16 protein-coding genes and 2 pseudogenes are annotated in these 24,542 nt (G+C 37.6%); 2 read left to right on the forward strand and 16 right to left on the reverse strand.

Going from position 1 to position 24,542, the window contains the following annotated elements; translation table 11 throughout:
• Nucleotides 1–30: 30 nt before the first annotated feature.
• The 4 genes from J2T50_RS09940 to J2T50_RS09955 are packed head-to-tail and all read right to left on the reverse strand — an operon-like array spanning nt 31 to nt 2,452.
• Nucleotides 31–420, reverse strand: coding sequence for a DUF5945 family protein (locus J2T50_RS09940; protein ID WP_253366217.1), 390 nt, complete (start codon nt 418–420; stop codon nt 31–33).
• Complete coding sequence (locus J2T50_RS09945) at nt 417–644, reverse strand: DUF5965 family protein (protein ID WP_253366219.1); 228 nt, start codon at nt 642–644, stop codon at nt 417–419. The genes J2T50_RS09940 and J2T50_RS09945 overlap by 4 nt, the downstream gene beginning before the upstream one ends.
• Nucleotides 645–697: 53 nt before the next feature.
• A complete protein-coding gene (locus J2T50_RS09950) occupies nt 698–1,774 on the reverse strand; it encodes a toprim domain-containing protein (protein ID WP_253366221.1) in 1,077 nt (358 codons plus the stop codon).
• A 39-nt stretch (nt 1,775–1,813) separates the two neighbouring features.
• Nucleotides 1,814–2,452 carry a peptidylprolyl isomerase gene (locus J2T50_RS09955; RefSeq protein WP_253366223.1) on the reverse strand — a complete coding sequence of 213 codons (639 nt, stop codon included), beginning with the start codon at nt 2,450–2,452 and terminating at the stop codon, nt 1,814–1,816.
• A 70-nt stretch (nt 2,453–2,522) separates the two neighbouring features.
• Here J2T50_RS09955 and J2T50_RS09960 point away from each other — a divergent pair, with 70 nt between their 5' ends.
• A complete protein-coding gene (locus J2T50_RS09960; RefSeq protein ID WP_253366225.1) occupies nt 2,523–4,928 on the forward strand; it encodes a DNA repair protein in 2,406 nt (801 codons plus the stop codon).
• Here J2T50_RS09960 and J2T50_RS09965 read toward each other — a convergent pair.
• On the reverse strand, nt 4,923–5,921 hold the full coding sequence (locus J2T50_RS09965) for a D-alanine--D-alanine ligase family protein (protein ID WP_253366227.1): 999 nt from the start codon (nt 5,919–5,921) through the stop codon (nt 4,923–4,925). The genes J2T50_RS09960 and J2T50_RS09965 overlap by 6 nt on opposite strands.
• A gap of 90 nt (nt 5,922–6,011) precedes the next feature.
• Between J2T50_RS09965 and J2T50_RS09970 the strand changes: the two genes are divergently transcribed.
• Nucleotides 6,012–6,899 (forward strand): tyrosine-type recombinase/integrase, encoded by an 888-nt coding sequence (locus J2T50_RS09970; RefSeq protein WP_253366237.1) that lies wholly within the window; start codon nt 6,012–6,014, stop codon nt 6,897–6,899.
• A 44-nt stretch (nt 6,900–6,943) separates the two neighbouring features.
• Here J2T50_RS09970 and J2T50_RS09975 read toward each other — a convergent pair whose 3' ends face one another.
• From J2T50_RS09975 to J2T50_RS10630, 11 genes and pseudogenes are all read right to left on the reverse strand, one after another.
• Entirely contained in the window at nt 6,944–7,243 is a 300-nt protein-coding gene (locus J2T50_RS09975) for a DUF5966 family protein (protein WP_253366239.1), read from the reverse strand.
• A gap of 13 nt (nt 7,244–7,256) precedes the next feature.
• Nucleotides 7,257–7,556 (reverse strand): DUF5962 family protein, encoded by a 300-nt coding sequence (locus J2T50_RS09980; RefSeq protein ID WP_253366241.1) that lies wholly within the window; start codon nt 7,554–7,556, stop codon nt 7,257–7,259.
• 70 nt (nt 7,557–7,626) lie between these two features.
• Nucleotides 7,627–8,574: pseudogene (locus tag J2T50_RS09985) on the reverse strand (hypothetical protein); the annotation flags it as partial.
• A gap of 104 nt (nt 8,575–8,678) precedes the next feature.
• Nucleotides 8,679–10,490 (reverse strand): group II intron reverse transcriptase/maturase, encoded by a 1,812-nt coding sequence (gene ltrA / locus J2T50_RS09990; protein WP_253366243.1) that lies wholly within the window; start codon nt 10,488–10,490, stop codon nt 8,679–8,681.
• 564 nt (nt 10,491–11,054) lie between these two features.
• Entirely contained in the window at nt 11,055–16,958 is a 5,904-nt protein-coding gene (locus tag J2T50_RS09995) for a helicase-like domain-containing protein (protein ID WP_253366245.1), read from the reverse strand.
• A gap of 49 nt (nt 16,959–17,007) precedes the next feature.
• Nucleotides 17,008–17,559, reverse strand: a complete 552-nt coding sequence (locus J2T50_RS10000) for a hypothetical protein (protein WP_253366248.1) — start codon at nt 17,557–17,559, stop codon at nt 17,008–17,010.
• Nucleotides 17,543–17,734, reverse strand: a complete 192-nt coding sequence (locus J2T50_RS10005) for a thrombospondin type 3 repeat-containing protein (RefSeq protein WP_105095355.1) — start codon at nt 17,732–17,734, stop codon at nt 17,543–17,545. The genes J2T50_RS10000 and J2T50_RS10005 overlap by 17 nt, the downstream gene beginning before the upstream one ends.
• Nucleotides 17,735–22,630 carry an SspB-related isopeptide-forming adhesin gene (locus J2T50_RS10010; protein WP_253366250.1) on the reverse strand — a complete coding sequence of 1,632 codons (4,896 nt, stop codon included), beginning with the start codon at nt 22,628–22,630 and terminating at the stop codon, nt 17,735–17,737. It lies immediately after the preceding gene.
• Between the two features lie 146 nt (nt 22,631–22,776).
• Entirely contained in the window at nt 22,777–23,775 is a 999-nt protein-coding gene (locus tag J2T50_RS10015; protein WP_253366252.1) for a nucleotidyl transferase AbiEii/AbiGii toxin family protein, read from the reverse strand.
• Nucleotides 23,776–23,777: 2 nt separating this feature from the next.
• Entirely contained in the window at nt 23,778–24,380 is a 603-nt protein-coding gene (locus J2T50_RS10020) for a DUF6088 family protein (protein ID WP_253366255.1), read from the reverse strand.
• A gap of 67 nt (nt 24,381–24,447) precedes the next feature.
• Nucleotides 24,448–24,542: pseudogene (locus J2T50_RS10630) on the reverse strand (CHAP domain-containing protein); the annotation flags it as partial.

Genomic DNA, 24,542 nt, shown 5'->3' on the forward strand with positions numbered 1-24,542 from the left:
AAAAAGGCAGCCCGCATAGGACTACCTGACTTATAAATCATCAATGGCTACTGAAATAGACTGTAACTTTTTATTTTGGATTTTCTTTTCATCAATCAATTGATGAAGTTCTTCAATTTGCTTCTGACAGGCGGAAATATCCTTGTTGTTTTGTACAATGGTGTCTGCCAAGTGCTGTTTATAGTCGCGTGTAATATTTACCTTCTTCGGCTGATTTTGTTTAACTTTTAATTCAGGCGTTTGGTCATCTTTAGATTTTGACTCTTTTTGTTGCTGTTCAAAAGCAGCCACATAATCTACTTCTTCAATTGACTTTTCATCCTGCTTATGGAAAAGTGCTGCGATTTTAGCTCGTTCTTCATGGGACGATGTCGGTTTCACATCATCTAGTGGCTGATCAAAATTCCATGTTTTACTCATTCTGTATCCTCATTTCTGTAAATTGGTTGTAGTGGATTTTCTTTACCAAAGGCTTGCTCTAGTGCTTCATGAAATGACAACTGGCTAGATTGTTGCCGTTTGATAAAGGTACTGTACATAGCTGTTTGTAGTTGGTCACGATAGTGTTCCAATTTCTCCATCTCACGTGAGACCTTTTCTTCTTGCCTAGCTACTTTTTCAGCCAGACGTTCAATCACACTCATAGGGTGTCCTCCTTGTCACTTTCTAGATTATAATAGCGGACTTGATTTTGTTATCACAATTCCAAAGCGTGCTCTTGTTTAGGTGGAGGATGATTCTTATTGACTTGTGCTTGAGCTGTTTGGATAAAATCACTTAAGGATAGTTCACTCTGCTGTTTCACAATATCATTCCAATCTGACTTTGTTTCAAGTCTCTGCAATAATGGTAAATCTTGAGAAATCGGAAATCCTTTATCTGACAGTTTCTGACAAAATTCTCTTCCTGCTTCATCGTTATCAACAGCCATTGTTATGACGTTTGAATGAATTTGAAAAAAGGTTGTCGTCTCTTGTATTGCCTGAAGATAATGGCTAAGTCTGCTTGGTTTTACTTTATCTAGAAATGCCAATTTCCCTTGTTCTTCTGCCGCTAGTCGCAAGGTCTGATAAGCAATCACTGAAAGTTTTAAGCCTTCCATTGAAATTAGGCGAACATCGGATAATTGCTTTTGGTGTAGCTGATAATAACTCATCATATCGATAACTGATTCACAAAAAATGAGTCGTTTGGGATTACCAATATCGAAACTAAAACCGACATGGCCATGAGAGCCTTTCATGATTTTTTTGAGATAACCTTGATCGTGTTTTTCTTCATTTTTGACGAGACCTTGAAGGCTTGCGGCCTGTAAGATCCCATTATGGTCATAGCTTTTAAACACTAAAACCGACTCCGCTTGATAAGTAGCTTGAGCAAGCAATCCTTGTCTGCCAAAGGTATTAATAGTCTGATCACTTAGGCCACGGATGTCTTTTAAGTAAATACGTGCTTTCTGAAACGGTTCTTCATGCAAATAATATTGAAACGGTTGATATGTTTCTTCTATCAACTTAGCTTGTTCAAAATCTCCAGTTTCAAGATAAGACACAGCCTCTTTGAAAGAAACACCTGCCACTAATTGAACAAAGTCTATCACATCCCCTTGTATATCTCTTGAAAACCATTTGAAAGTATTGGTATCGGCAAAAATCCGAAAGGAATCATGGTCTGGGTGTTCATAAATGTGTCCTGATAATTGTCTAAAAGAATAACCCAGACTTTCAGCCACATCTAAAATAGCCTTTTGTTTTACTGCTTTAATTCGTGTCATCTTGTCTCCCTATCAAAAAAAGCAGAAGACTGTCTCCTGCTAGTTGTTCTCACTTGTTGTAGTTCCTTGGATCATTGGTATGCTGGAATTAGCACCATCTGTGACTTCTTTCATGTCCTCCAGTTTCCCATTCCAAATGGTCAACTGATTAACCAAGAGCTTGTCGGAAACTTTGGAGTAGGACAAGATAACCGTCTTGGTTTCTGTCTGAGTGGTTCGCTGTTGTTGCTCACTCAAATCAGAAACATAGGTCACTTGATAGGTAACTTCCGCAAGTGCAACATTGCTTTCTGTATTGACATAGATACTGGCTGATTCAAATCGGTAGTCAAGCATATAATCTTTATAAACTTGATTGATCGCTTTATTCTGATTTGCTTCCTCTTCTGAAAATGCCGAGTCCGTCATGTAGGGTTTGATACGAGCGTTATTTTCACCCAGCTGAACTTTGGTGAAATATTGAGTGAGAAATTCTTTGACAAGCTCATCTGATAGAACTGTCGCTCTTTCCTCCTGCTTTTCCTTTGTCACAAGTTTATTGGCTTCTGCTCGTATTTGGTTCTCTGTTTGTTTTGAAACGGATTGTGAGCCAATCGTGTAGCCAATCATGACCATAAAACTGACTGCGATTAAACCTCCGACTCCAATCAGAAATCTAGCCTTCACTTTATTTAACATGGCTTACTCCTTTATTAGTGATAGCCTCATCATATCAAGATTAGCTTGGAAATTTTATCACAAGAAAAATATGATTAACTACAAATTATGGTATACTAGTGATAATAAATTGTTATCGATAGGAATTTTGATTATGTCTCACTGGAATCAATTTTTAACAGAAATTACTAATTCAATTATTCAAACTCATACAGCTCGAGGATCACTTTCACTGTATGTTCCATTCGAAGATTCTTTATCAAAATCTTTAGCGTTTGATAAAATCTCTCAAGAGCTATCCAAAATAGAAATTAATGGAAATGGAACAGAAGTATATAGTGATTTTGGAGATAACGATATTACAGACGAGTATAAACTTTCCTTTACAGAAAAATTTTTCAAACCTATCTCAATATCCATTAACAACTCGATACCAGGATTCGGAACAGCTGGTATATCATTAAAATATGATTCAGCTGAGATAGAGAAAAAAATACTAAATAACAGCAACAGCTACAGATTAATATTTCTAATTCAACATTGGGATTGGCTGGGAAATGAACTAAAATTATTTTTTATACGCCTTATTAACAATATTTCTTCTTATGAAAAAAAATATAATAAATCAATTATTATTGTAGTGGGAGGCATGGAGTTAAAAAATAGCGACATTAACTTTTCAAAAAACTTTGATATCCATCATTTTGAATTAAATGATTTAAAAGATACTCTAGGTAGTATTCTACAGACTTCAAATGTATCTGATGATTTGGTAGATACACTATATCCTCTAACCAAAGGGAATCTAGAAAAAATTTATAATTTTATTTCACTATCACATAATAATTCCAAGATTGAAAAGTTATTAGATGATTTGTTAAATACGATTGAGACTGACTTTAGAGAGAATAAAATTGATATCGATTTCATTTATCAGCTATCTGTCTTTCCTGAATATTTCAACCCATATGATGCTGAAGAATATTTCAATTTAAAAACTTTTCAAATTGAAAAAGCTATTGATATCTTAAAAAAATTACTAGTCCTAATTCCTGTAAAAAATAGAACAAATTTTTATAGTTTGATATTGATTATGAAAGATAAACTTCTTTTAACGGTTGAAAAAGGACAAAAAGAAATCTATAGACGGTACTATCATTATCTATGCGGGAAGGAGCCGTTTAATTACAGACTAAAGATAGAAATTTTGGCAAGACTTAAGGAGAGTCAAGAATATTTATTATCTCTATATTTACTTTGGTATGAACATTTATTGAATCAAAATGAGATACTAGAAAGCGAAAAAAATAGTCTAAATAGACTTGAATTTCTCACTGAAGAGACTAAATCAGTATTTTTAAAATGTATCAATCACAAATATACAAATGATACCAACTCTCTTTATACAGAAATCTTACCTGAAAGTTCGTTATTAGCTTCGATATTATTAAAAAATGATATTAATTTTCAGGGAAATACGTCACAAGATTTTTCTTTTAAATCACTTTGTGATATGCTTTATGAAAATATATTTGCTGAAAGCAATAAAGACATCATTATTGAACCTGTTCACTATCTTTCATGTATTTACATGCTACTACCTCATTTAATAGATAAACTTAATGAAGTTGATAAATTCCAAGTTTTAAATGAAAATATCGTCAAAAAATTTTATACAACAAAAGATATTGAACAAAGTGCACAATATCTTAAAAATATCTATTTAAGAAAAAGTTTTTTATACAAGGACAATGATAGATCAATCAACGATGCAAATAAGGCTCTAAAATTTTTTACCAATGTTGATGATAAAATTGAACAGTATTATACACTTGGTAGTCTTCTAGGACTATTACTTGTCTCTTCCAACTATGAGCGAGCAAAACAGGTGAAACATGAAATAGAAGCATTATCAGATAAACACAATCTACCACTATACTGGAAGTCTAAAAATAATTTTGTTTTACTAGACTTTCTTTCAGGTGTGAAAGGAGATTTTGATTATTGGAAATCTCAATTTGAAAGCATTATTACCGAATATGAATTAAATGATGTAAGTAAGCACTTAATATATACAAATCTATGTTCAATTTCTCTGTATTATTCTAAAACAGAAGAATACAGATGTTATAAAACAATACTTGAAGAGTTGATGGGGGTTGAGGATTTAGCCGACCTTGATGATACTTCGATAGATGATTTTTATCGTTATTATTTTGGATGGTTTGAATTTTGCTTGTTGTTACTAGAAAATAAGCATCAACAAGCAAAGAATAAATATTATCAATTAGAAGGTTTCTCTCCCGTTATTTTCGAATCAGATAAAAAATTACTAATTGAAAAACATCGTCGCTATAAAAATATTTTTGAGTCAGATATAGAAACAGGAAAGGAATTTTCTGATTTTATATCACAGACCAAATTTTCTTCAAGAGAATGGAATTACTTCCGAAGGGGGCTTATGCTAACCGATATACAATATACTAGTGCATTATAAACTGCTTAATATTACTAGTTTATGAAGATCAGTCATTGTAAGCCCATATTGCTCAAAGTCAAAATTAAATGAACTATGGTCAGTTGTGTAGGGCATTGTTGCAATATCAAAAACAAAATAACTCCCATCTGACTTTATTCTAAAATCAACTCGTCCGTAAGTAGTTATACCTAAGTACTTGGCGAGTTTTTTTGTTACTTTTTTTAATTTCGTACATATCTTTTGATTTTCTAACCATTCAAATGAATAACTATTATTATCAGATAGTTCGCTTGTTAGAATTTCTGATGAAGATACGATTCTGACCGGATCTAATATAAGGTATTTCCCATTAATATTGAAAAATGGGACTTCAACTTCAATTCCTGAAATATACTCTTGCAGTAGAAAGTCTTTGTTTTCTATATTATTCCACTCAAAATTATCTATGATTGAATCATAGGAAAGATTAATACTCGCGGATTCCGAAATTTCTTTTCTAATATATTTTTGAGCTTCAAAAGGTTCACCTAATACTTCGCCATCTTTTATACAAACTGTTTTAGGTGTTGGAATATTAAAGCAATCTGCAATAGCTCCCCAAATAAATTTATTACGGCATAATGAGACCGTTAGTGCATTTGAACCTGTATAATCAATACCAAAGTAATCACAAAAAGAGGGGATCAACGATTTTTTCCCTTCTTTTCGACCATCTCTAGCCAAATTATAAACTAATAATGTTTCTTTTGATAAGTTCGGATAGTATTTTAAGATATATTCAAAAAAGTCTATTTCAGTATAAAAAACATTCATACATAAACCAGTTTTTAACAGTGCTGAAGCTATTTCTTCAAATTCTGATAGCGAAAAAAATTCACTATCAGATGCATGTTCAATTGTATAATAAGACATTTTCTTAGTTTGTTTTTGTAAATTAGCAACTAAAAATAAATTGGTCTTAGAGCATAATTTATCAAAATTTTGTAAATAAGACTGTAGTAATTGTTTCATGATTCTTTCCTATCGATAACAATTTATTATCACTATACAAAGCATCAAAATCAGTCTATAATAGCGTCATTATTGTTAAAGGAGACTATTATGGAATATACTATTATTTCTAACTACTTGAATTATTGTAAAACTCATAAACGCTTGAGTACACACACCTTGCGTGCTTATAAAAACGATTTAATGCAATTTTACAATTCCAATAATGAATGTGTGATAAGTTATATTGAAGGTTTAACACATTCAAACTTAAAAACTAGTACTTTACGGCGAAAAATTGCAAGTTTAAAAGTATTCTACAGCTATCTACAATCGAAAAATGTTATTACTGACAATCCCTTTAATCAATTACGGTTTCAATTTCGAGCAGAAAAAACTTTGCCCAAGACAATCCCTCATGATAGTTTAAAAATCCTCTATACCTATCTACAAAAGAAGATTATCTCAGCCAAAACTATTTATCAAAAACAGAAAGCTGAAAGAAATTTGTTAATTGTCTCCTTATTGCTTTCTACCGGCATTCGGATTTCTGAACTGTGTCATATTCGAATCAAAGATATTAATCTAACGGAACAAACACTCCAAATTCTAGGAAAAGGTAAAAAAGAGCGTATGATTTTTATTGGCGATGAACGAACTTTTCAGTTATTAAAAGCTTATATCACTTGTTATTGCAATCATACAGACGATTATTTATTTCCCGGAAAATCCTTACAAAAACCACTGACAGAACAAAGTGTTCGTTTGCTTCTAAAAACAGCCAAAACACAAACCAGACTCACTACAACTATTACACCTCATATGTTTCGTCACAGCTTTGCTACGATGTTATTAGATAATGATGTCGATATTCGGTACATCCAGCAGATACTTGGACACAGTTCTATTTCGATTACTCAGATATATACACACGTATCACAATCAAGACAAAAAGAGATACTAAGTTCCTGTAATCCAATTTCATCTATCTACACTTAATCAAAAACATACAAAAATAAAAGACTACCTAAAATCAGGTAGCCCTATTTGTATCCCATCATTCTTCTTTTCACGATGTCGGTCATAAGTCCAAGCACAAGCAGAATATTAAATATTATAAAAAATCCTGTAAAATTCCAAATACCATTGGTGGCTAAATCTTCTGTATAAAGGTATCTTTCTGTAAAAAAGAGGTAAATTCCATAGATTTCAATAAAGACTAATCCACTGATGAGTCCGATAAGAAATAAAGCACCTGAAACTTTCACAATCCGATAAAGGACAAACAACATTAGTCCTATTGCTGCGATGAGCAAAAGGCTTTGTAGAATTTGTTCCAACATCTGACACCTCTTTCTAGGCTAATTGCTTGCGATAATAGTCAGCCTGTTCCTGGTCAAGTTCATCAAGTTGGGCAACCAAGTCAAGGTATTCCGCTTTCGTTACCTCATCTAAGCTTGGAAACTCATTCTCACGACTTGTGATGATGAGTTCCAGCTGTCCAGTGATTTCACGCTTTGAAAAGCTATAATCAAGAGTTTCATCTTCATACTGTTCCTTTAATGTTCGGTAGTTGGCTCTATCCTCTGGGTTTGTAAAGCCTTGTGACAACCATTCTTCTAGTTGATAACGCATTTCTTCAAGTGTTTGGACCATGATCTATTCTCCTTTTGTGATTTCTTGACTTCATTTTACCGCGTTCAAAATTATTTGTCAGCCTTTTATCTTATATCTCAAGTGCTATTTGTTGCTTCATTTGGGGTGTTGTAATTTCACTAAACTTGGCCAAAACCGCATCTATCTCCTCTATCTCCGCTTCTTTTTCGACCAAGGGAGCCAAAACTTCATACTTGGCCTTTACAAGCTGGTACTCCTCTTCCTTGGGAAAGACTTTTTCAACTTCTACTTTGGCTACTTGTAGCTTATCTTTTAAATCCTTTACCATTTCTCCAGTCTTTTCTTGGTCATCCAGGATATGGTCAATGGCATTGCTAATCCGTTGAATAGTTCCCACGTCTGATTTCAAATCAAGAGCGACTGTATATTGGTTTTCACCTACAATCATTAAAGAAACGGTCTCTGGCAAGGGCTCACTAGGATCTCGTGTAGTCATTTTTAAGTCAAATCCTCTAAAGCTGGCAAGGGTTCTGACTTCCTTGGTCTCTGAGCGGTTATAGGTAATGAGTTTTCGCAGATAGTCCCCAGCTTCAGCACGATTATCCATTGCTTGATTGTCAAATCGCATGACAAAATCTTGCGACTTTGTTGCCAAAGATTGGGCAATATCTTTATCATATTGACTCAACCGTTTTTCCATAATAGGGAGGTGCTTCTCGCAATAAGAAACTGTGTGACGGTATTCATCTTTTGAGCGATTAAAAGCTCGTTTTTGATTTTCTAAAACTGTCAGTTCATTTTCCAATTCCATTTTGAGTTTGAGATAGGGATTACCAGTGGCTAAAGCCTTAAAGTCTGAGGCGGTCATGGTTTGTTCGTCAATGTCTTCAGCTGATCTCACAGGATCTTTTGAGGTCATAATCTGCGTGATGTATTTGAGCTTATTCTCCTGCGTCTGCCAGAGATAATTGTCAAAGCTCCCTTTGGTAATATAGTGATAAATATCTACCTCCTGGTGCATGTTTCCCTGACGAATCAATCTACCATTTCGCTGTAGGCTAAGTATCCAGCGCCTTACCGTATTACTACGGCAGGTTTCCAAATACTCGCCCCCGAACCGTACGTACACCTCTCAATGTATACGGCTCTCCATTTATAAACTCAATCTAACTTACCATGATGTAATTTCTTATGGCAATCTTTACACAGTGCTATTGTTTTCCGTTGTCTAGAAATCATCAAACGTTCCCAAAAAGTTTTCCCTTTTAAATCCTTGAGTTTTCTCAAATGATGGATTTCTAAGGAACTGTCGGTTGCTTGACAATATTCACAACGATTTGCTTTTAATCTATCAATTAGATTTGTACGACTGAAATATTTTGCCGTATTTGGCAAATTATCGTTTTCAAGGAAAGATTTCTTTTGACGTCTAAAACCTCCGTTATAGAAATAACGGGACATTATATCTCCTTTGCGTCCAATATACTGTACCCTGAATTGACCATCCTTTTTATATTTACGGATGATGTGAGATTTAGTCGTACGATACTTGGTCGCATAGGTTTTATACATGCTATATTCCATAATATACTTAAAGCGATGGAGGATAGAACTGTTGTTAGCGATACAATAATAGTTATAAAAACCTCTTATTTCCGCATTGTAGCGTTCTAAAATCTCTAGATCATCACAGTCTTTCATAAAATAACGAGCTGCTGGTTTCCAAACTTCGTGACCTCTATGATAAGTCATTTTCATAGCCCCATAGGACAGTAATCTATCTCGAATCGTTTCAATAGAAACCTCTAAAACCAATCTACCTGTATAATTTCTGACCAATCGTCCTACCGAATCACGTTTGGCTAAATTGGATTGGCGAATGTACAGATGATAACCCAGAAACCTCGCTTTATCTCTTGCATTGGTAATCAGGGTTTTCTCTTCAGAGAGTTCCAATTTGAGAACCGTTTCCAAATAGTCCTTAATGTCTGCTTTAATGCGACGAGCGTCCTCTTTACTTCCAATCACACCACAGATAAAATCATCTGCATATCGGGTATAGGTTAGACGCTTAAAGCTACTATCCATAGGGTCGCTATGAGAAATCAATACTCTTTCTTTTTCTAATTGACGGATACGTTGAATGGCTTCTTGGCGTTGGTTTTCCGTCGAAGCACACTCTAGTGTTCTTCTTGCTTTTCCCAGTGCAATCTCATTTTGGCGATATTCTGGGGTGCGTTTACGGTATTTCCCTTCACAGAAGTTCTTCACATAATCTGTCATATATTTATCAAACTTATCCAAATAGATATTGGCTAGAATTGGACTGATTATTCCTCCTTGTGGAGTTCCTGAGTAGGTTTTATAGAATTTCCAGTTTTCCACATATCCTGCATTGAGGAACTTACGAATCAGGCGTAAGAATCGCTCATCTGTAATTCTTTCTCGCAGAATCTGAATCATCACATCATGGTTGATATTATCAAAGAATGATTTGATGTCTCCTTCAATGAACCATTTTGTTCCAGTATAGGTTTTCTGAATTTGAGTAAGTGCTGTATGGCAACTTTTATTCGGACGAAAACCATGAGAAGAAGATTCGAACTGTCCCTCGTAGATAGCTTCCAGAATCATTTTGACAACCTGTTGTAAGAGCTTATCATCAAATGTTGGAATACCTAGTGGACGTAGCTTACCATTCTTTTTCGGAATGTAGGTTCGTCTTGATGGATGTGGCTGATAGGATTCATCTTTCAGGGAATCAATCAATTGGTCAATTCTAGCGATACTCATGCCATCAATTGTTAACTCGTCTACTCCAGGGGTCATGTGTCCTGGGTTAGCGTAAATCGTTTGATAGGCAACTAAATACATCTCTTCGTTATAAAGCAAACGATAAAGTCGCTTAAATTGATAGTTTTTATCTTTACTGTGTTTTGTTAGATTGTTTAACACATTTTGAGGATTTCTCATGGTGTCTCACACACCTTCCTTTCCATTATGTTAATGTTATAAACTGTTCCCCTTCGCCATGTACGTGCCATTAACACGCTCGGACTACTATGGGAACTCCGTTACCTTATCAAATATTCATAAACCTGATGTTTAATAGCTTTTACAAGCGTTTTGACTTAAGTAATCTCCGTTTAACTGGTATAGTAACATAGCTTGATAATTTCTTCGGATAGGACGTTCATCTGTTTTCATTTACTATGAATACGCTATGGAGTCCCTTTGCTTCATTATCTTATCCAGTGATAGTGAAGTTCCATAGTATGAGGGTTTTAGTTATCTTACCTCACAGTCCCGACACAGACCGTTTAGACTATCCTTCAATCAGTTTAGATTTTATCCTTATAATTATCTCAGTAACAACTGTTACATTGTCATCTCCTCATTCAGTCGTGATGTGATAACTCATCAACTTATGAGTTTCCCAACGTGCTTTGTTCCCTGATATTTGGTTTCCCTCACAGGTCAGTTGGGTGATGATAGGCATTAAGGTCACGCCTACTACTTTGCCCAAAAGTAGATTTACTATACCGCCTTTACGGACGCACGTACAATATCAGAAGGACGCCAGGGAACATCTAAGTGGTGGACAGCTTTCATGCGTGATTGCACGTTTAGACCCGTTCCACCTTTTTCAGTCGAAGCCATGAGAATCCGTACTTCCCCACTATTGACCTTGCGTGAGAGAGAATTTTTCTTCTCGTCGGTATTTGCGTCATGCACAAAGGCAATTTCTTCTTTTGGAATCCCTCGATCGACTAGCAAGTCCTTAAGTTCATTGTAGACATCAAACCCTTCTTCCTTATTTTTAGGCGTTCCAATGTCAGAGAAAATCATCTGAGTGGCTTTGTTTTCAGCTCCTTCACTGTAAATCCGATCGACATTATCGACTACTTGAAGGATTTTCTGATTATCCGATAAGGAATAAGCAGGGTCAATCAACCGCATATCAATAGCTAGTTTTCTGGCTTCACCTGTGATTTTAAGCATGTTATCTCTACTTGGATCAACACTACCTGACTTGATAGCGTCTGAACGCTCTACCAGTTCTTCTAAATAGTATTTCTGAGCTTGCGTTAACTCGCTTTCCACCGCAACAATCTTAGCTTCAGGTACAGGTAAGTCAAGCATATCCGATGTCTGAATATCGGCTGTTTCCTTGTAAATTCGCATGAGTTCAGGAAGGTTGACGAATTTCTTAAACCGTTTCTTAGGTTGGTATTTATCACCTGTCGGGGCTAGTTCCATAGAGTTTTCGATATTCCCAAAAGCCCCAACCCAGGAGTCAAAATTGGATACCTGGTATCGTTCCAAGACATCAGGTTGAATGTAATTCATCATGGTGAAAAGTTCACTAATGGAGTTAGAAACTGGTGTTCCTGTCGCAAAAACGACATTTCTATCCCCATGCTCTGCCTGAACCTGTCTCACCTTCATCTCCATATCCACGTTCTTTTTTGAAGTGGTGTTGGTGATTCCAGCTACATTCCCAAGTCCAGTGATTGGACGGATATTCTTGAAGTGATGAGCCTCATCCACAAAGAGAAAATCAATGCCAAGGTTTTCAAATTCGATAAAGGTATCTCGCTCCAGTTTTTGGAGTTCTTCCAACTGGTGCTCTAGTCCCTTAATCGAACGCTCTGCTTCTTTCACCGTATAATCACTGTCACTTCCCAGCTTGATTTCTCTGAGTTGTTCGAGTTTGTCGTTGATATAGGTTACCTGCTTCTCTCGACTCATCGGTATTTTCTCAAATTGTGAATCCCCAATGACAATGGCATCATAATCCCCTGTAATAATCCGAGACACAAACTGCTTGCGTTTGGCTTTGGCAAAGTCTTTCTTAGTAGTCACATAGACTTTCTTGGTAGGGAAAAATTTCATGATTTCTTGACCAAACTGTGCAGTCAAACTAGAAGGGACCACATAAAGAGGCTTATGCACCATCCCTAATTCTTTCAGTTTGAAACCTGCCCCAAGCATGGTCAAGGTTTTTCCAGACCCTACCTCATGGGCGAGTAGAGCACGTTTTTCTTCCACAATCCGTTGAATGGCATTCTTTTGGTGAGGACGTAGGGAGATATTCTGGGCAAGTCCATCAATGGTTAAATGACTACCATCATAGGTCTTTGATATCGTACGATTGTAGAGCCTATTATAGGTGTCTTCAATCATCTGTTGGACTTCTGGATACCTTGCTACAAAATCTTGAAAGAGTTCTTGTAGGTGTGTTTCCTTGGCACGTAGGACCGTTGTCTTCTCGACATCCGTCACATGCTTTTTCTTATCCCCTTCGACAACTTGTTTTGTGATGGTTGGTTGATTGGAATTCAGGAGATTTTCAAAGATTTTTCGACCACTATCATAACGAGAACCTGGTACACCTAAACTTCTATCCGTTGCGTTGGAATAGGTATAGGCAAACTTAGATTGGTAAGTGATAACTCCGTCAATGGGACTGACTTCAAGGACTGTTGCTACTTCTTGGTCTGACAGTTCATAGGCTTTCCCCATAAAGATTTCTTGGGCAAATTTTCCGTAAACAGGCAAAGGAATCCAGCGTGAACCGATTCGATAATCAATGTCTGCTAAAGTAATGCGTGCTGGTTTGACTGTTTCTAGAAGTCCTGCATAATGAGGCCAGTTAAAGTCCTGATTGTCTTGTTTGACGAATAGGTCCACCACTTCTAACTTGGTAACCACATCACCTGACAGAAAGTCTTGGCGAGAAACATAGGACAGCTCCCCATTCAAATACTTCTCAGGATCAGGCATAATGAGGTCGCCTAACTCCTCAATCAAGGTCATCTTAGAATCGACCTGATAGATAGACATCATATAAGCAAAATCAACCCCTCTGCCGTCAGCTAAGCTAGAATTTAAGGCATCAAGGGCTGTATGTACCTTTTTAACCTCTTTCTCGGGACGCACTAGAGCCTTTTCAAAGGCAAGGGATTTTGTATAGATAATAGACTTTCCACTTGGATCCAGACTTTCATCTTCCAAACTAGCAAGAAGCGAATACTTATCATCACTATCGAAAAGATTGCGGTTCACTGCACTATTCAAATACCCATATCGTTTGACAAAGCTATCATAGGTACGATTGAGTTTGCCTAACAAGTGGTTAAAGGTCTCCTTATCATAGTCATAATAGCGTTGAATGGCAATAACTTCTTGATAGGCATTGCGAATATCGACCATTCCCTTAATCCGTGCCACTTCTTTCTCAGACAAGGGAGCTTCATAGAAAACTGTCTTTTTATAATAACCCTTAAATTGTCCACGTTTAGCTGCATCATCGGTCACATAAACATCTAGAGCAGTGCTATCAGTCACCTCTAAGCTATTAAATCTATCAATCTGTTTTTGAGAATGCTTGGTGTCCCATGCTTTGAAGTTGCCCTCTTCATCGACATAGTAACTGATTTCTTCCGTCTTGGTCCCCACTCGAATGCCTTTGTTGTCTCGATAGTAAACTGTAGAACCCTGGTAACCAAAACTGTACTGACCTAGATTCTCCCTCATTTCAGCTGGAATAGAAGTATCAATGACTTGTTTTGTCAATACGTCTGGATTAATGTTGATTTCATTTCTATCAATCTCTCTTGGGGTCTTAACGTGATTTAGAGCAGTTTGGACACTTGCAATCAAGTTATCACTAGTCCCCTTAACAGAAAGTGTTCCACCGTTAAAATTTCTAACCTCGTAGGTTCCTAGCACTTGGCTATTGTATTCTCCATCAAAGTAAGGATTGAGCCAAATGCGACTATCCTTTTCATAACGAATGGAACCTGAAAAGGCTAAGTCATCTGAAACATATCCCTTGACTAAGTGTTTCTGAAAGAACAACAGATCCGTTGTGACAGTGGTTCCTGCAATGGCCTTAAAGGCAGAATCAGGCAGTCGAACCCCACCAAGAAATTCGGTTGTCTCACGAATATCTTGTAAGATGTTTTCTGTTCGCTTATCCATGGTTCCTGTGGAAGAGATAATCGCTACTTGTCCACCATCATGGACCAAATCAAGTGACTTTTTGACAAAGTAGTCATGAATCATATAAGGCTTATCGTACCTATTATCCGCAATTCGTATATTGGCAAACGGCACATTTGAAATCACCAAATCAAAACTATTGTCGTTAAAAGCCACCGTCTCAAAACCCTTAATTTCAATATGACTATTGGGGTGAAGGTGTTTGGCTATAGCTCCTGTAATGGTATCTAGCTCTACGCCATATAGCTCACTCTTTTCTCTTAAGTGTTTGGGCATAGCCGCAAAGAAATTCCCAGTTCCCATGGAAGGATCTAGGATTTTGCCACCTGTAAAGCCATCTCTTTCCAACTTATCCCACATCTGACGGATCAGGGCTGGGTCTGTGTAATAGGCTGTCAGAGAGGACTGTTTCATATCCGAATACTCTTTATCTGTGACTAAGCTTTTCAGTTCCTCTCGTTCCTTAGAAAATTTTGGATTATAGTCATCAAAAAATTCATTGGCAAGTCCACCCCAACCCACATACTTGGCAAGGAGTTCTTGTTCACTTGTACTTGCCTGACGGCGTTCCGTTTCAAGTGTTTTAACCAAACGAATAGCCGCAATGTTTGCCTCAACCTTATCTCTAGCAGTCTTAGGATAAAAGTCTGTCAAATCTTCTGGAAAATAAAAGTCCGTTACTGGAATCTCTGGAATTGTTCCGACTACTTCCCCTTCAGGAATTTGACTATCTGATTCTTCAAGATCAGTATCATTATGACCTTTTTCTGAACCATCTGGTTCCAATAGTCCAATACTCTGAACTGGCTCCTCTTCCAGAAATGAAAAAAGGTTTAATTCTTGGTCCGCTACGTCTAACGCTGTTTGTGGTTCTGCCTTTGGCTGATGAAGTGCCTGACTGACTTCTTCCCAGGTCCTCACATAAAGAACTGGATTTTGTTCAATGATATCTGAAAAATCATTGACTAACTCAATCCGAATCAAACCGTTCAATCGAGCATCGTTGACCGACACGACCTCAAAGTCCTGTCCCTTATAGGAAACCAATGCCCCCAGAGGATAAGTGTCCAATACCCTCTGAACCAGTGGATTTTCCGCAAATTCTTCATCAACTACTTCTTTTCCCTCAGCTTTCTCTAGCTTGTTCTTCCAATCTCTGAAAGTTAAATCTGGCTGATTGCCTTTAACTTTTTCAAATTGCTCCGCGTCTTCTCTGCTAAGTTCTTGGTGTAAAAAGGCGTAAGCAATTTGTCGCAGCTCTTCAATGGAAAGCTGGCTACCAAAGAAAAATTCAATTTTTTCATGACCCAATCCCATTTGGAGTAGTTCTGTCGCAAGGGCTAGTTGAGTTACAGAGGCATTGGGATAGCCACCTAGTAAAGCAAGATCCGCATTTTTCAAACGAAAACGACCTACCGCATCCAATAAAATGCCGACTTGGTCTTGGTCAAACTGAGATAAATCAATCCCTAACTGAGTCCATTTTTCTTGATTTTCTGCCCTAATGGCTTGTCCAATTTTTTCTATTTCCTTTTCTTCGACTGTAGTCAACATTCGTTTCAGCTCATAGAGGCTACCATCAGCTTCTAGATAGGTAAGTAACTCCTCGCCAGCAAAGACTGGTGTCATTTCCATCTCAGTATCAAAATCACCTCGTCTAAAATTTGGGACTTTTGAACGTTCATTTCGAATTTGGTCAAAATAGGTTAGTATCTCAAATTTACGTCGTAATGACAACTCTTCATAAGCTGGCAGATGACTGGTTTTTCCTGTTTGAACATCTAGTTGAGACAAATCTACATCCAAACTAGCAATAACCAGAGAGCCCTCTTCTCGAAAAGATAATGCCTGATGAACACTTGTTTTGTGCTCATCACCAGTTTCTTCTTGTTCTTGAACTATTTCATCAACTCTTGCTTCAAGCTCAGGCTCGTAAGTCAAGAGAAACTGTTCAATATCTCGGCTAATGCGATCCGCTAAATTATTAGCCACACGGTAAACATTGACCAAATTAGCTCCCCTACTTTTTTGCAAGAGTGAATCCGGCGATATGGTTTGGTAGTGACCATTTGAGTCTAATAATTGAAAACGAGTGGCCAGATTAAACAAGGCTACTTCTATCACCAAGTCTTTTTCAGACGGCGATAGTTTGTCGAGTTTTTGGAGACCAGTTTGGCCGAATACTTGTGTATAGGTCAATAGATCATGAGCAGTATCATAAGGACTAGCCTGAACAAAAGCTGAAACATCTGTCTCAAAGTGAAGTACCTGAACAGACTTATTTATTTCTTGCCTATTAGTCATAAACTGATAAACGAGACTATCCCACTCCTCATCAAAATGCTCTGCTTGGTAATATAAAAATGCCTCAAGCAAGGCTCTATCACGAGGAATGGTGGCTCTCATCATTTGTAGTAAGACTTCTTGATTCATTTTTTCCTCCCATTTTAAAAGGGCCGAGAGTGTTTCTCAGCCCTTTGCGTTAATCTAGGACCAAGGCTCGTTGGTCTCTTTCTTGTGGAATACCTTCCATTACAGTTGCCACATAGTGTTGTAAAAAATGACTTTTCTGGTCTAGTAAATCTTTCTGCAAAGCAAGATGAACCAGATCTCCAAAATAATCCTGACTGGAAATGGCCAAGTCCTGTTGAATCATGGCCTGTAAGGTTTCAAGACTAAGTGGTGAATAATCATCACTATCCAAAACCTCATACTGTTCCAAGGTTTCTGAAAGACTATTTGAGGACATTAAATCCATAATAAAACTAGAGCCTTCACCTGTTCGGTACAGCTTTTCCAGAATATCAGTCATATCAGCTTTTACTTCATCCTGATAACCTTCCACTTTAACTCGTAGCTCATCACTAACCAAGGATAGATCATCTTCATCCATATAATCTTGATAAACCTGATTAAGAACTGTTCTATCAGAAATACTTAATTCCAATGAGAGAAAGGCTTTGATAAACTCTTGGTAATCGTCCTTCTCCATTTCAGACAAGGCCTCTTTCATGGTGTCAAAGTTCCAAGCCATCACACAACTCCTTTTGTGGGACTAGTGGTGAATGTCCAGATTGTAGCTCCTCTAAATCAGCTTGACCATCACCATCCGTGTCAATAGCATATGGATTGGTTCCTAAAGCCAGTTCCTGAGCATCTGTCAAACCATCATGGTCTGAATCCTTTTCATAAATGGTTTTCGGATTCATCTACTTCTCCTCCTTTTTCTTTAGTCCATAAGCTGTACCGAGTAAAATCCCAGCCCCAATCAAGCTCAAAAGGGACTCCTGTTCCCCTGTATTTGGCAAGATGCTTGCTGGAACAGGTGGTTCAATAGTCTCAATTGGTGGTTGAGGTGGGGTAGGTTGATTTGGACTTGGTTCTTCAGGTTTAGGTGTATGTGTTACAACTGTATTCGAGCTAATGACATAGCCATTCACTGTATAGAGATAGGTATTCTCCACCTGACCAGTCACAATCCGTTTCATCTGAAGGTAAACATCTGCCTGAAAGGCTGAATCATCAGAGATAGTCTCTAAGAAAGCTTTATCAAATGATATTAATACTAGGCCATTTTCTGTATCTACCTGTTGCAAGGTATATTTCGTGACTTCTGTCCCCTCTTTTAAGACAGAACCGTCTTTGAGGGTAACATCCGTCATCAGATAGCTGCGATAAACACCATTGTACTCATCATACTTTTCATCATAGTTATCTTCAAAACCATATTCAAATAAATCTGTCGCACGATTGCTTGGAATCATCGCTCCAACCAAGCGATAGTTAAAGGTTTGATTCAAGGCCACTTCTTTCCCATCAAGGCTGTTATTTTTATGAGACAAGTCAATTACCACATCCTTTTGTGGGTCTAGTTTGGGAACATTATTGACCACTGTTTCCGTGACATAGGCCAAGCCAAAATCAATTTGATAGGCTATATTTTCATACTGACCACCTGTTTTGGTCAGCTCATTTTTAACCGTCATCGGAAGGGTCACAACTAAGGTTTGACCAGTCTTCACATAGGTCTCATAAAAGGCTTTTGGATCATCGCTACTAAGGACTTGAATGGCTCCTTTAGATGTAAACTGACGTTTCGCCATGGCATCTTGAACGACTTTCGGAGCTTCTGACAAACTAGCGTATGTGCTGACAGAGATACCAGATACACGATTGCCATCCTTATCCAAAACTTGAATACCATCAGGATTTAGGCTAAGAGCTTCTTCTGGGTAATCGTCTACCATGTAAAATCCCTTGGCAAGAACATCATCCGTCACTACCATGTCCTTGTATTGACTGTAATCCAAGACAATTTTGTAATAATTGACCGTATTCGGAAGGACAGTCTTTCCATCAATTGAAATGCCTTCTTGATTGGTATTAGACTTATGTGGAGTTACTTTAGGGACAAAATTGGTCACCGTATTGGTTTCATAAGCTTGGCCAAAGTCCACCTGATAGGCCACGTTTTCATAAGACTTCCCTGAATTAAGTATGGTTTCCAAAACCGTCATCGGAGTAACAATGGTGATATTCTCCCCCTTGGTCACATAAGATTCATAAAAGGCTTGTGGGTCTTCAGGCATGAAAACTTGAAAAGCTCCTTTAGGCTGAATTTTTTGTTTAGAAAGGGCTGCTTGTAAAGATTTAGGAGCTTCTGATAATTGAGCATAGGACTTCACAGTGATTCCTGAAACTGTTTTGCCATCAAATGTGATAAACTGAATAGCTGCTTCATCCGGCAATAAAGCTTCTTCTGGATAATCATCCACAAAGTAAAATCCTTGTGCAATCTGAGAGTTGTCTGCTTTAATCCCTCGGTATTGGTCCAAGTCCCATGAGAGAGTATAGTAATTTTGAGTTCCCACTAACATAGGCTTCCCATTGATGTCCACTTTGTCTTTATTGAGGTTTTGTTTCTTGGGTTCTGGAGAAACAAGGGTGTTGCTCACTTCTTTGGTCTCATAGCCATTGCCAAAATCCACTTGGTAAGCCTTGTTTGTATAGGTCTTTGTCTGGCCATAGTGACTATCTTTAACCGTCATTTTGGTCAGTAAAGCTAAAGATGTACCTGTTTTGACATACTGGTCATAAAAGGCTTGGTTATCATCTGGTATAAAGACTTGAAAGGTACCTATCGGTGTAATCTTAGCACGAGCTAATTTATCTTGAAGGTCTTTAGGGGTATCATTTAGTGAAGCATAGGTTTTAACCGTTATGCCTGATACCTTCTGACCATCAAGGATTGTGATAGCCGTGCCATTTTCCACCACATCAAGCACTTCCTCTGGGTAATCGTCCACAAAGAAGAAGCCTCGTGCAATTGTCTCTTTAGCAGAACGATCTCCCTTATACTGGTCCAAATCCCAAGTCAAACGGTAGTGGTTGGTTGTGCCAAGGGCTACGACCGTATCGTTAATGAGAACACCATCCGCATTTTCATTGTTCTTGTCAGGTGTAATAAGTGTAGTTGTCTCCCCATCACCTGGTGTACGAACTATCACCACATTTGAAGTGACTGTATAAGCATTGGTTGTGCCCTTGTTCAAAAGGAGTTTATAACTATTGGAATAGGTTGCCCCATCATTTTGAAGAGTTCCATAAAGTTTGGGGGCGGTCAATTGATAAACCTTGGTTAAATCTTTATTCACCTCCTGCAATAAGTTTTCCTTTGCGGTCAAGGTCACAAAATTCTTAGTCTCATCAAAGCTAAGGACATAGTTTCCATTCTCTTTTTGTGTTGTTTCCTTATCAAACAAATAACCTGCAGGCAAGTAGTCCTCAAAAATGAGACTAGTCGTTTGAGAACGATTGGATGAAAAGGCATCAACTGTTAAGGGATAAATCACCGTTGAATCTTTTGCGACAGTTTTCTCATGAAGATTAGCTTGGTCGCTATTGACCACTTCTTTCATAATCTCTGGAGTTGTCGTCAAACGGTACGCATGATAATGGACAGTCGGTACTTCTGGTGGCGTTGGAAGTTCTTTTGGAATAGGTTTAACAGGTAAGGTTACCTTGGTCAAAGTTAGACTAGGCTGCACCACTTCTTCCAAAGGCTTTGGCGTAAAGATTACAGGCTTTTCTGGTGTAAAGGTTTTAGGAGTAAAGACATCTGGTGTTACCGTAATAGGTTCTGGAATGGGTTCAAGTTCCACCGTTACATGAGGTTTGGGACTATAAGGTGTCACTGTACGTGCAACTGGTAGGGTATTTAAGGCAAACCAGTAAGACAATCCAACGTTCTGTGGCATATCACCCTGACCAAAGGTGACGGTATAAGTATTTCCTGATGTAACCGTTGAGACAATGGCACCCTTATAGGCATAAGGGCTAGATGTCGTATCCCATTCTTCAGATAAATTCAAATCACTTGCACGGTTTGACCCCAAAGAACGAGCCAGACCTTCATCGGTCACTTGAATAGTTGAACCATTAATAGGTACAAATTTCCCAGATGAATCTTTGACATATTCTAGACCAATGTCATTATGATTGAGGGAAGAATGTGTGAAGACACCTGGTTTTTCTTTTGAGAAGGTAACTTGTGAACCGTCTTCCAAGAAATACTTAGCAACTACGCGAAACTCCATCTTATCTGTTCGCCAGTCACCGTTTCCGTCATTTCGATAGGCAATGAAGCCCTCGGTTGGATCATTTGGTACAACCAATTTCACGGCATCGGTTCCAGCTGGTGATACAAGGTTGGTAATATCGTAAGTCACACGACTAATCTTTTTCCCATCAAATCGTGCATTTTGAAGATTTTGATAGTTAAAGCTTAGGGTCTCACCTGTTTTGAAGCTATCATAGACAAAGAATCCTGTTGAATCCAAAATTCTTGAGTAGCCACCCAGCATGGCATCGCCAGTTGAAATAATCTGATCAGGATTTCGGGTAATGGCTCCATGTTGTGCTTGGGGTTCACCGTTATTAATATTGAGTGCTTGAGCAAGGGCTTCAGAAATATAACCTTCTTCACCTTTTGAAATCTCGGCCAAGTCACGTTGATAGCGTTCCATTTCTTTGGCATTGTAGGCATCAATCGCTTCATTCTCTTTTCTGGCAGCTTCTTCTTTTTCTTGATTACGTTTAGTAATGACTTCAATCTCAGCTGCTCGATCTGAAACTAACTGTTGTTTCTCCTGATTATCCTGATCCACCGCAGCTTGACCTGCACGGTTTTCAGCATCTACAGCAGCTTGACCTTCCTGATTACGCCTTTCAATGGCTTCGTTATCTGCTTTTGCCTTAGCAAGTCCAGCCTCATTTTCTTTTTGAATGACCTGATTTTTCGCAACAATATCATCTACCTTGGTTTTCTTTGTTAGATAATCCGCTACAGCTTGTTCGTTAGTTGATTGAATGGTTTCAACAGCCTTGTCATAGTTTGTATAGTCCAGAACACATGTCCCATTTCCTGATGAGACTACTTGTTCTTTTACTGTCACATCAGCATCTGAATACTGGGTTTTTAGGTCATTGACTTTGGTATCAACCCAAGCATTTGTCTCTTTACTAGTTTGATTAGCCCCTTCGTAGGACTGTGATAGCTCCTTATTTTCTTGTTCAATGCGGGCTTTATTCGATTCGTATGTCGTTTTATCAGCTTTGTAGGTTTCAGTAACTTCATTAATAGCCTCAACTTGGTTTTGGGCATCTGCTTCTGCTTTTGAAATTTGATGGTTGGTCTCTGCCGCAGAAGTTGTATTTCCCAAATCCATTGGGCTATCTTCAACTGTAGAAACACCTTCAGCCTTTGCCTCTTCAACTGCTTGTGTTACCGTATCATGCGGTACGGTGACAGCAATCGCTCCATTGGATTGACCAGTTGAGACTAAACTTTCAGTTTGTTCAGAAACAGGGGTTGGTTGTACTTCTGGTAAATTCGTGGCTGGATTTTCCGTTCGTTGAATGGTGGTGTCCACTGTTGGTGTGACTTCGTCTGCATGTGCAACCGTCCCACCCCAAGCAACAACAGCAGTCACTATTGTTCCAAGGGCAACCGAACATAACGTTCGATATTTTTTACTCTTGCGAAAGACGTGTTTCTCGCCTTTTTCCTGATTGACAAGAAAGTGATGATTACATGTTTTGGTCATAAAGTGTCCTTCTTTTCTTTTATTCTCTAGCAACAAACTGTCACTCTTTCCTCATCATAAAAAAGAAGGCTTGATTTTGTTATCACAATAAGTTCAGGGAAAAGAAAAAGCCACCCATAAAAGTGGGTGACTAAAATAATTGATGTCTAAAGTTTATGGATTTCTTTTTCTAAATTAGCGATAGTTGTTAACACCTCTTCAAATGATGGCACAGACCCATAAAACATTTCTTTCATCTGGTTGTAATCTGATTCAATTTCATTCAATCTGTAATCATCTGGAAGTAATCTGATTCTTTCAATAGTTGCGTCTTCATATTTTGCCCATTTTCGAGGATAAAATTTTTCCTTAAATGAAACAACTTTCTCCAATAACTCTTGATTCATAAAGGCTCTATTCTTATAAATCGAATGAGCAAAACAGTAAATATCGTAATAATGCCGTGCATAGCGTATAGGGATTTTACTATCTGCTGGCCTATTTGCCTCATGATGTAAAATAGTAGCTTTTTCCCAAAAGGTTCTTTCTGGTAATACAGTCCTAACTGAAAAACTATCTCCCACAAATAACATCGGGTAAATCTTGTATAAATCAGGAGTAATCTCTACCATTTCAGAGGGTGTCCAGGCAGCTAGAGCACCAATTTCTAAGCGAATGACTTGCTTCACATACTCTGATTGGAAACTTGTCGGATATTCAAAAAGCACTGTTTGTGGGTCATTTACATCTATACTAATTTGAAAATCATCCTCAATCAGTTTCGCAAAATCTAACCTCATCTGTGGAATTAATGCATTCACAAGAAAGTTTTCTGCTTTTAAATTTGATTCCTTATTGAACTTATCCTGTTGCGTATTTGAACGGGATTGCCACGGCTCGTCTTTACCATATCCAATCACCTGCCAATCCAAGATTAGATCAATATCTTCTGAGAATCGCTTAATTAAATCATAGCACTTAGAAAGACTTGTACCCCCTTTAAATGTAAAAGCATCCTTCCATTCACTCTTTGTAAAGAGATAGTTGAGTACGAAACAAACCCAATAGTCTTTCTCAACGATCACTTCATTGATACCAAGTCTCTCCGCAGCATTTCTAATAATGGCTTGAAGGTCTTCTTTGGAAATTTTTTTAAATTCTAGCATCTTTAGGATTCTCCTATTTTTTTCAAGATTTTATAAATCCATGCACTGGTAGTCTTACCTTCCTCAAGAAGTTTCTCTTTATCACTTTTAGTTAACCTATTCTTAAGATAAAGAATCTGTTCTTCTGAAATATTATCTTTTCCAATAGCTTTGATGGCTTGAATAACTAGTGCAGTTAATCGCGACATATTTGAAATGGTACTGTTTGTTGTTCGCTTGAACACTAGTTTCGTATTTCCAATTAAAAAATTTACATACCGTCCATCAGAAATATAAGTCCATTGAGCTGGAACTTGTGTTGACAACCCTAACAAATTTAGCGCTGTGTTCCCTGAAGGTGCAATTGTCCAATTATATTTTCTAGCAATGGCAATAGCCACTTCATTTATTGAAGGAGACTCAAATTCCCCAATCACCTCAATAAACCTTGGTTTGTAATACACACCGTTTACAATACGTTGAATCGTTCCATCGTTAACAAATCGATTCAAATTTTTTCTAATAGTCTCATAATCAGCGAGCTCTAAAAAATCATTTGAAATAAAGACTGCACCGTCTGGTAGATTATCAATCTTACTATTTATTTTAGCCTTTATGTTACTCAATTCCTCACCACCTTGTCCCAAATATTATACAATATTTGGGACAAAACGACAACTATCTTTCTGGAGATTATTTCGTCGTATAAGCAAAACTCAAGCTACTATCCACTCCAGATAATTTACGGAAGGTGTAGTTTGGATTGCCATTGTAGTTGGTTTCGGAGA

The sequence above is a fragment of the Streptococcus gallinaceus genome, assembly GCF_024170225.1.
GTDB classification, from domain to species: domain Bacteria; phylum Bacillota; class Bacilli; order Lactobacillales; family Streptococcaceae; genus Streptococcus; species Streptococcus gallinaceus.

Bases quoted from the DNA above. Each gene is read 5' to 3' on its own strand.
- J2T50_RS09970 (WP_253366237.1), top strand. From the start codon at position 6,012: ATGGAATATACTATTATTTCTAACTACTTGAATTATTGTAAAACTCAT.
- J2T50_RS09945 (WP_253366219.1), bottom strand. From the start codon at position 644: ATGAGTGTGATTGAACGTCTGGCTGAAAAAGTAGCTAGGCAAGAAGAA.
- J2T50_RS10015 (WP_253366252.1), bottom strand. From the start codon at position 23,775: ATGCTAGAATTTAAAAAAATTTCCAAAGAAGACCTTCAAGCCATTATT.
- J2T50_RS09940 (WP_253366217.1), bottom strand. From the start codon at position 420: ATGAGTAAAACATGGAATTTTGATCAGCCACTAGATGATGTGAAACCG.
- J2T50_RS09965 (WP_253366227.1), bottom strand. From the start codon at position 5,921: ATGAAACAATTACTACAGTCTTATTTACAAAATTTTGATAAATTATGC.
- J2T50_RS09995 (WP_253366245.1), bottom strand. From the start codon at position 16,958: ATGAATCAAGAAGTCTTACTACAAATGATGAGAGCCACCATTCCTCGT.
- J2T50_RS10010 (WP_253366250.1), bottom strand. From the start codon at position 22,630: ATGACCAAAACATGTAATCATCACTTTCTTGTCAATCAGGAAAAAGGC.
- J2T50_RS10005 (WP_105095355.1), bottom strand. From the start codon at position 17,734: ATGAATCCGAAAACCATTTATGAAAAGGATTCAGACCATGATGGTTTG.
- J2T50_RS09950 (WP_253366221.1), bottom strand. From the start codon at position 1,774: ATGACACGAATTAAAGCAGTAAAACAAAAGGCTATTTTAGATGTGGCT.
- J2T50_RS09980 (WP_253366241.1), bottom strand. From the start codon at position 7,556: ATGGTCCAAACACTTGAAGAAATGCGTTATCAACTAGAAGAATGGTTG.
- J2T50_RS09955 (WP_253366223.1), bottom strand. From the start codon at position 2,452: ATGTTAAATAAAGTGAAGGCTAGATTTCTGATTGGAGTCGGAGGTTTA.
- J2T50_RS09960 (WP_253366225.1), top strand. From the start codon at position 2,523: ATGATTAACTACAAATTATGGTATACTAGTGATAATAAATTGTTATCG.
- J2T50_RS09975 (WP_253366239.1), bottom strand. From the start codon at position 7,243: ATGTTGGAACAAATTCTACAAAGCCTTTTGCTCATCGCAGCAATAGGA.
- ltrA (WP_253366243.1), bottom strand. From the start codon at position 10,490: ATGAGAAATCCTCAAAATGTGTTAAACAATCTAACAAAACACAGTAAA.
- J2T50_RS10000 (WP_253366248.1), bottom strand. From the start codon at position 17,559: ATGGCTTGGAACTTTGACACCATGAAAGAGGCCTTGTCTGAAATGGAG.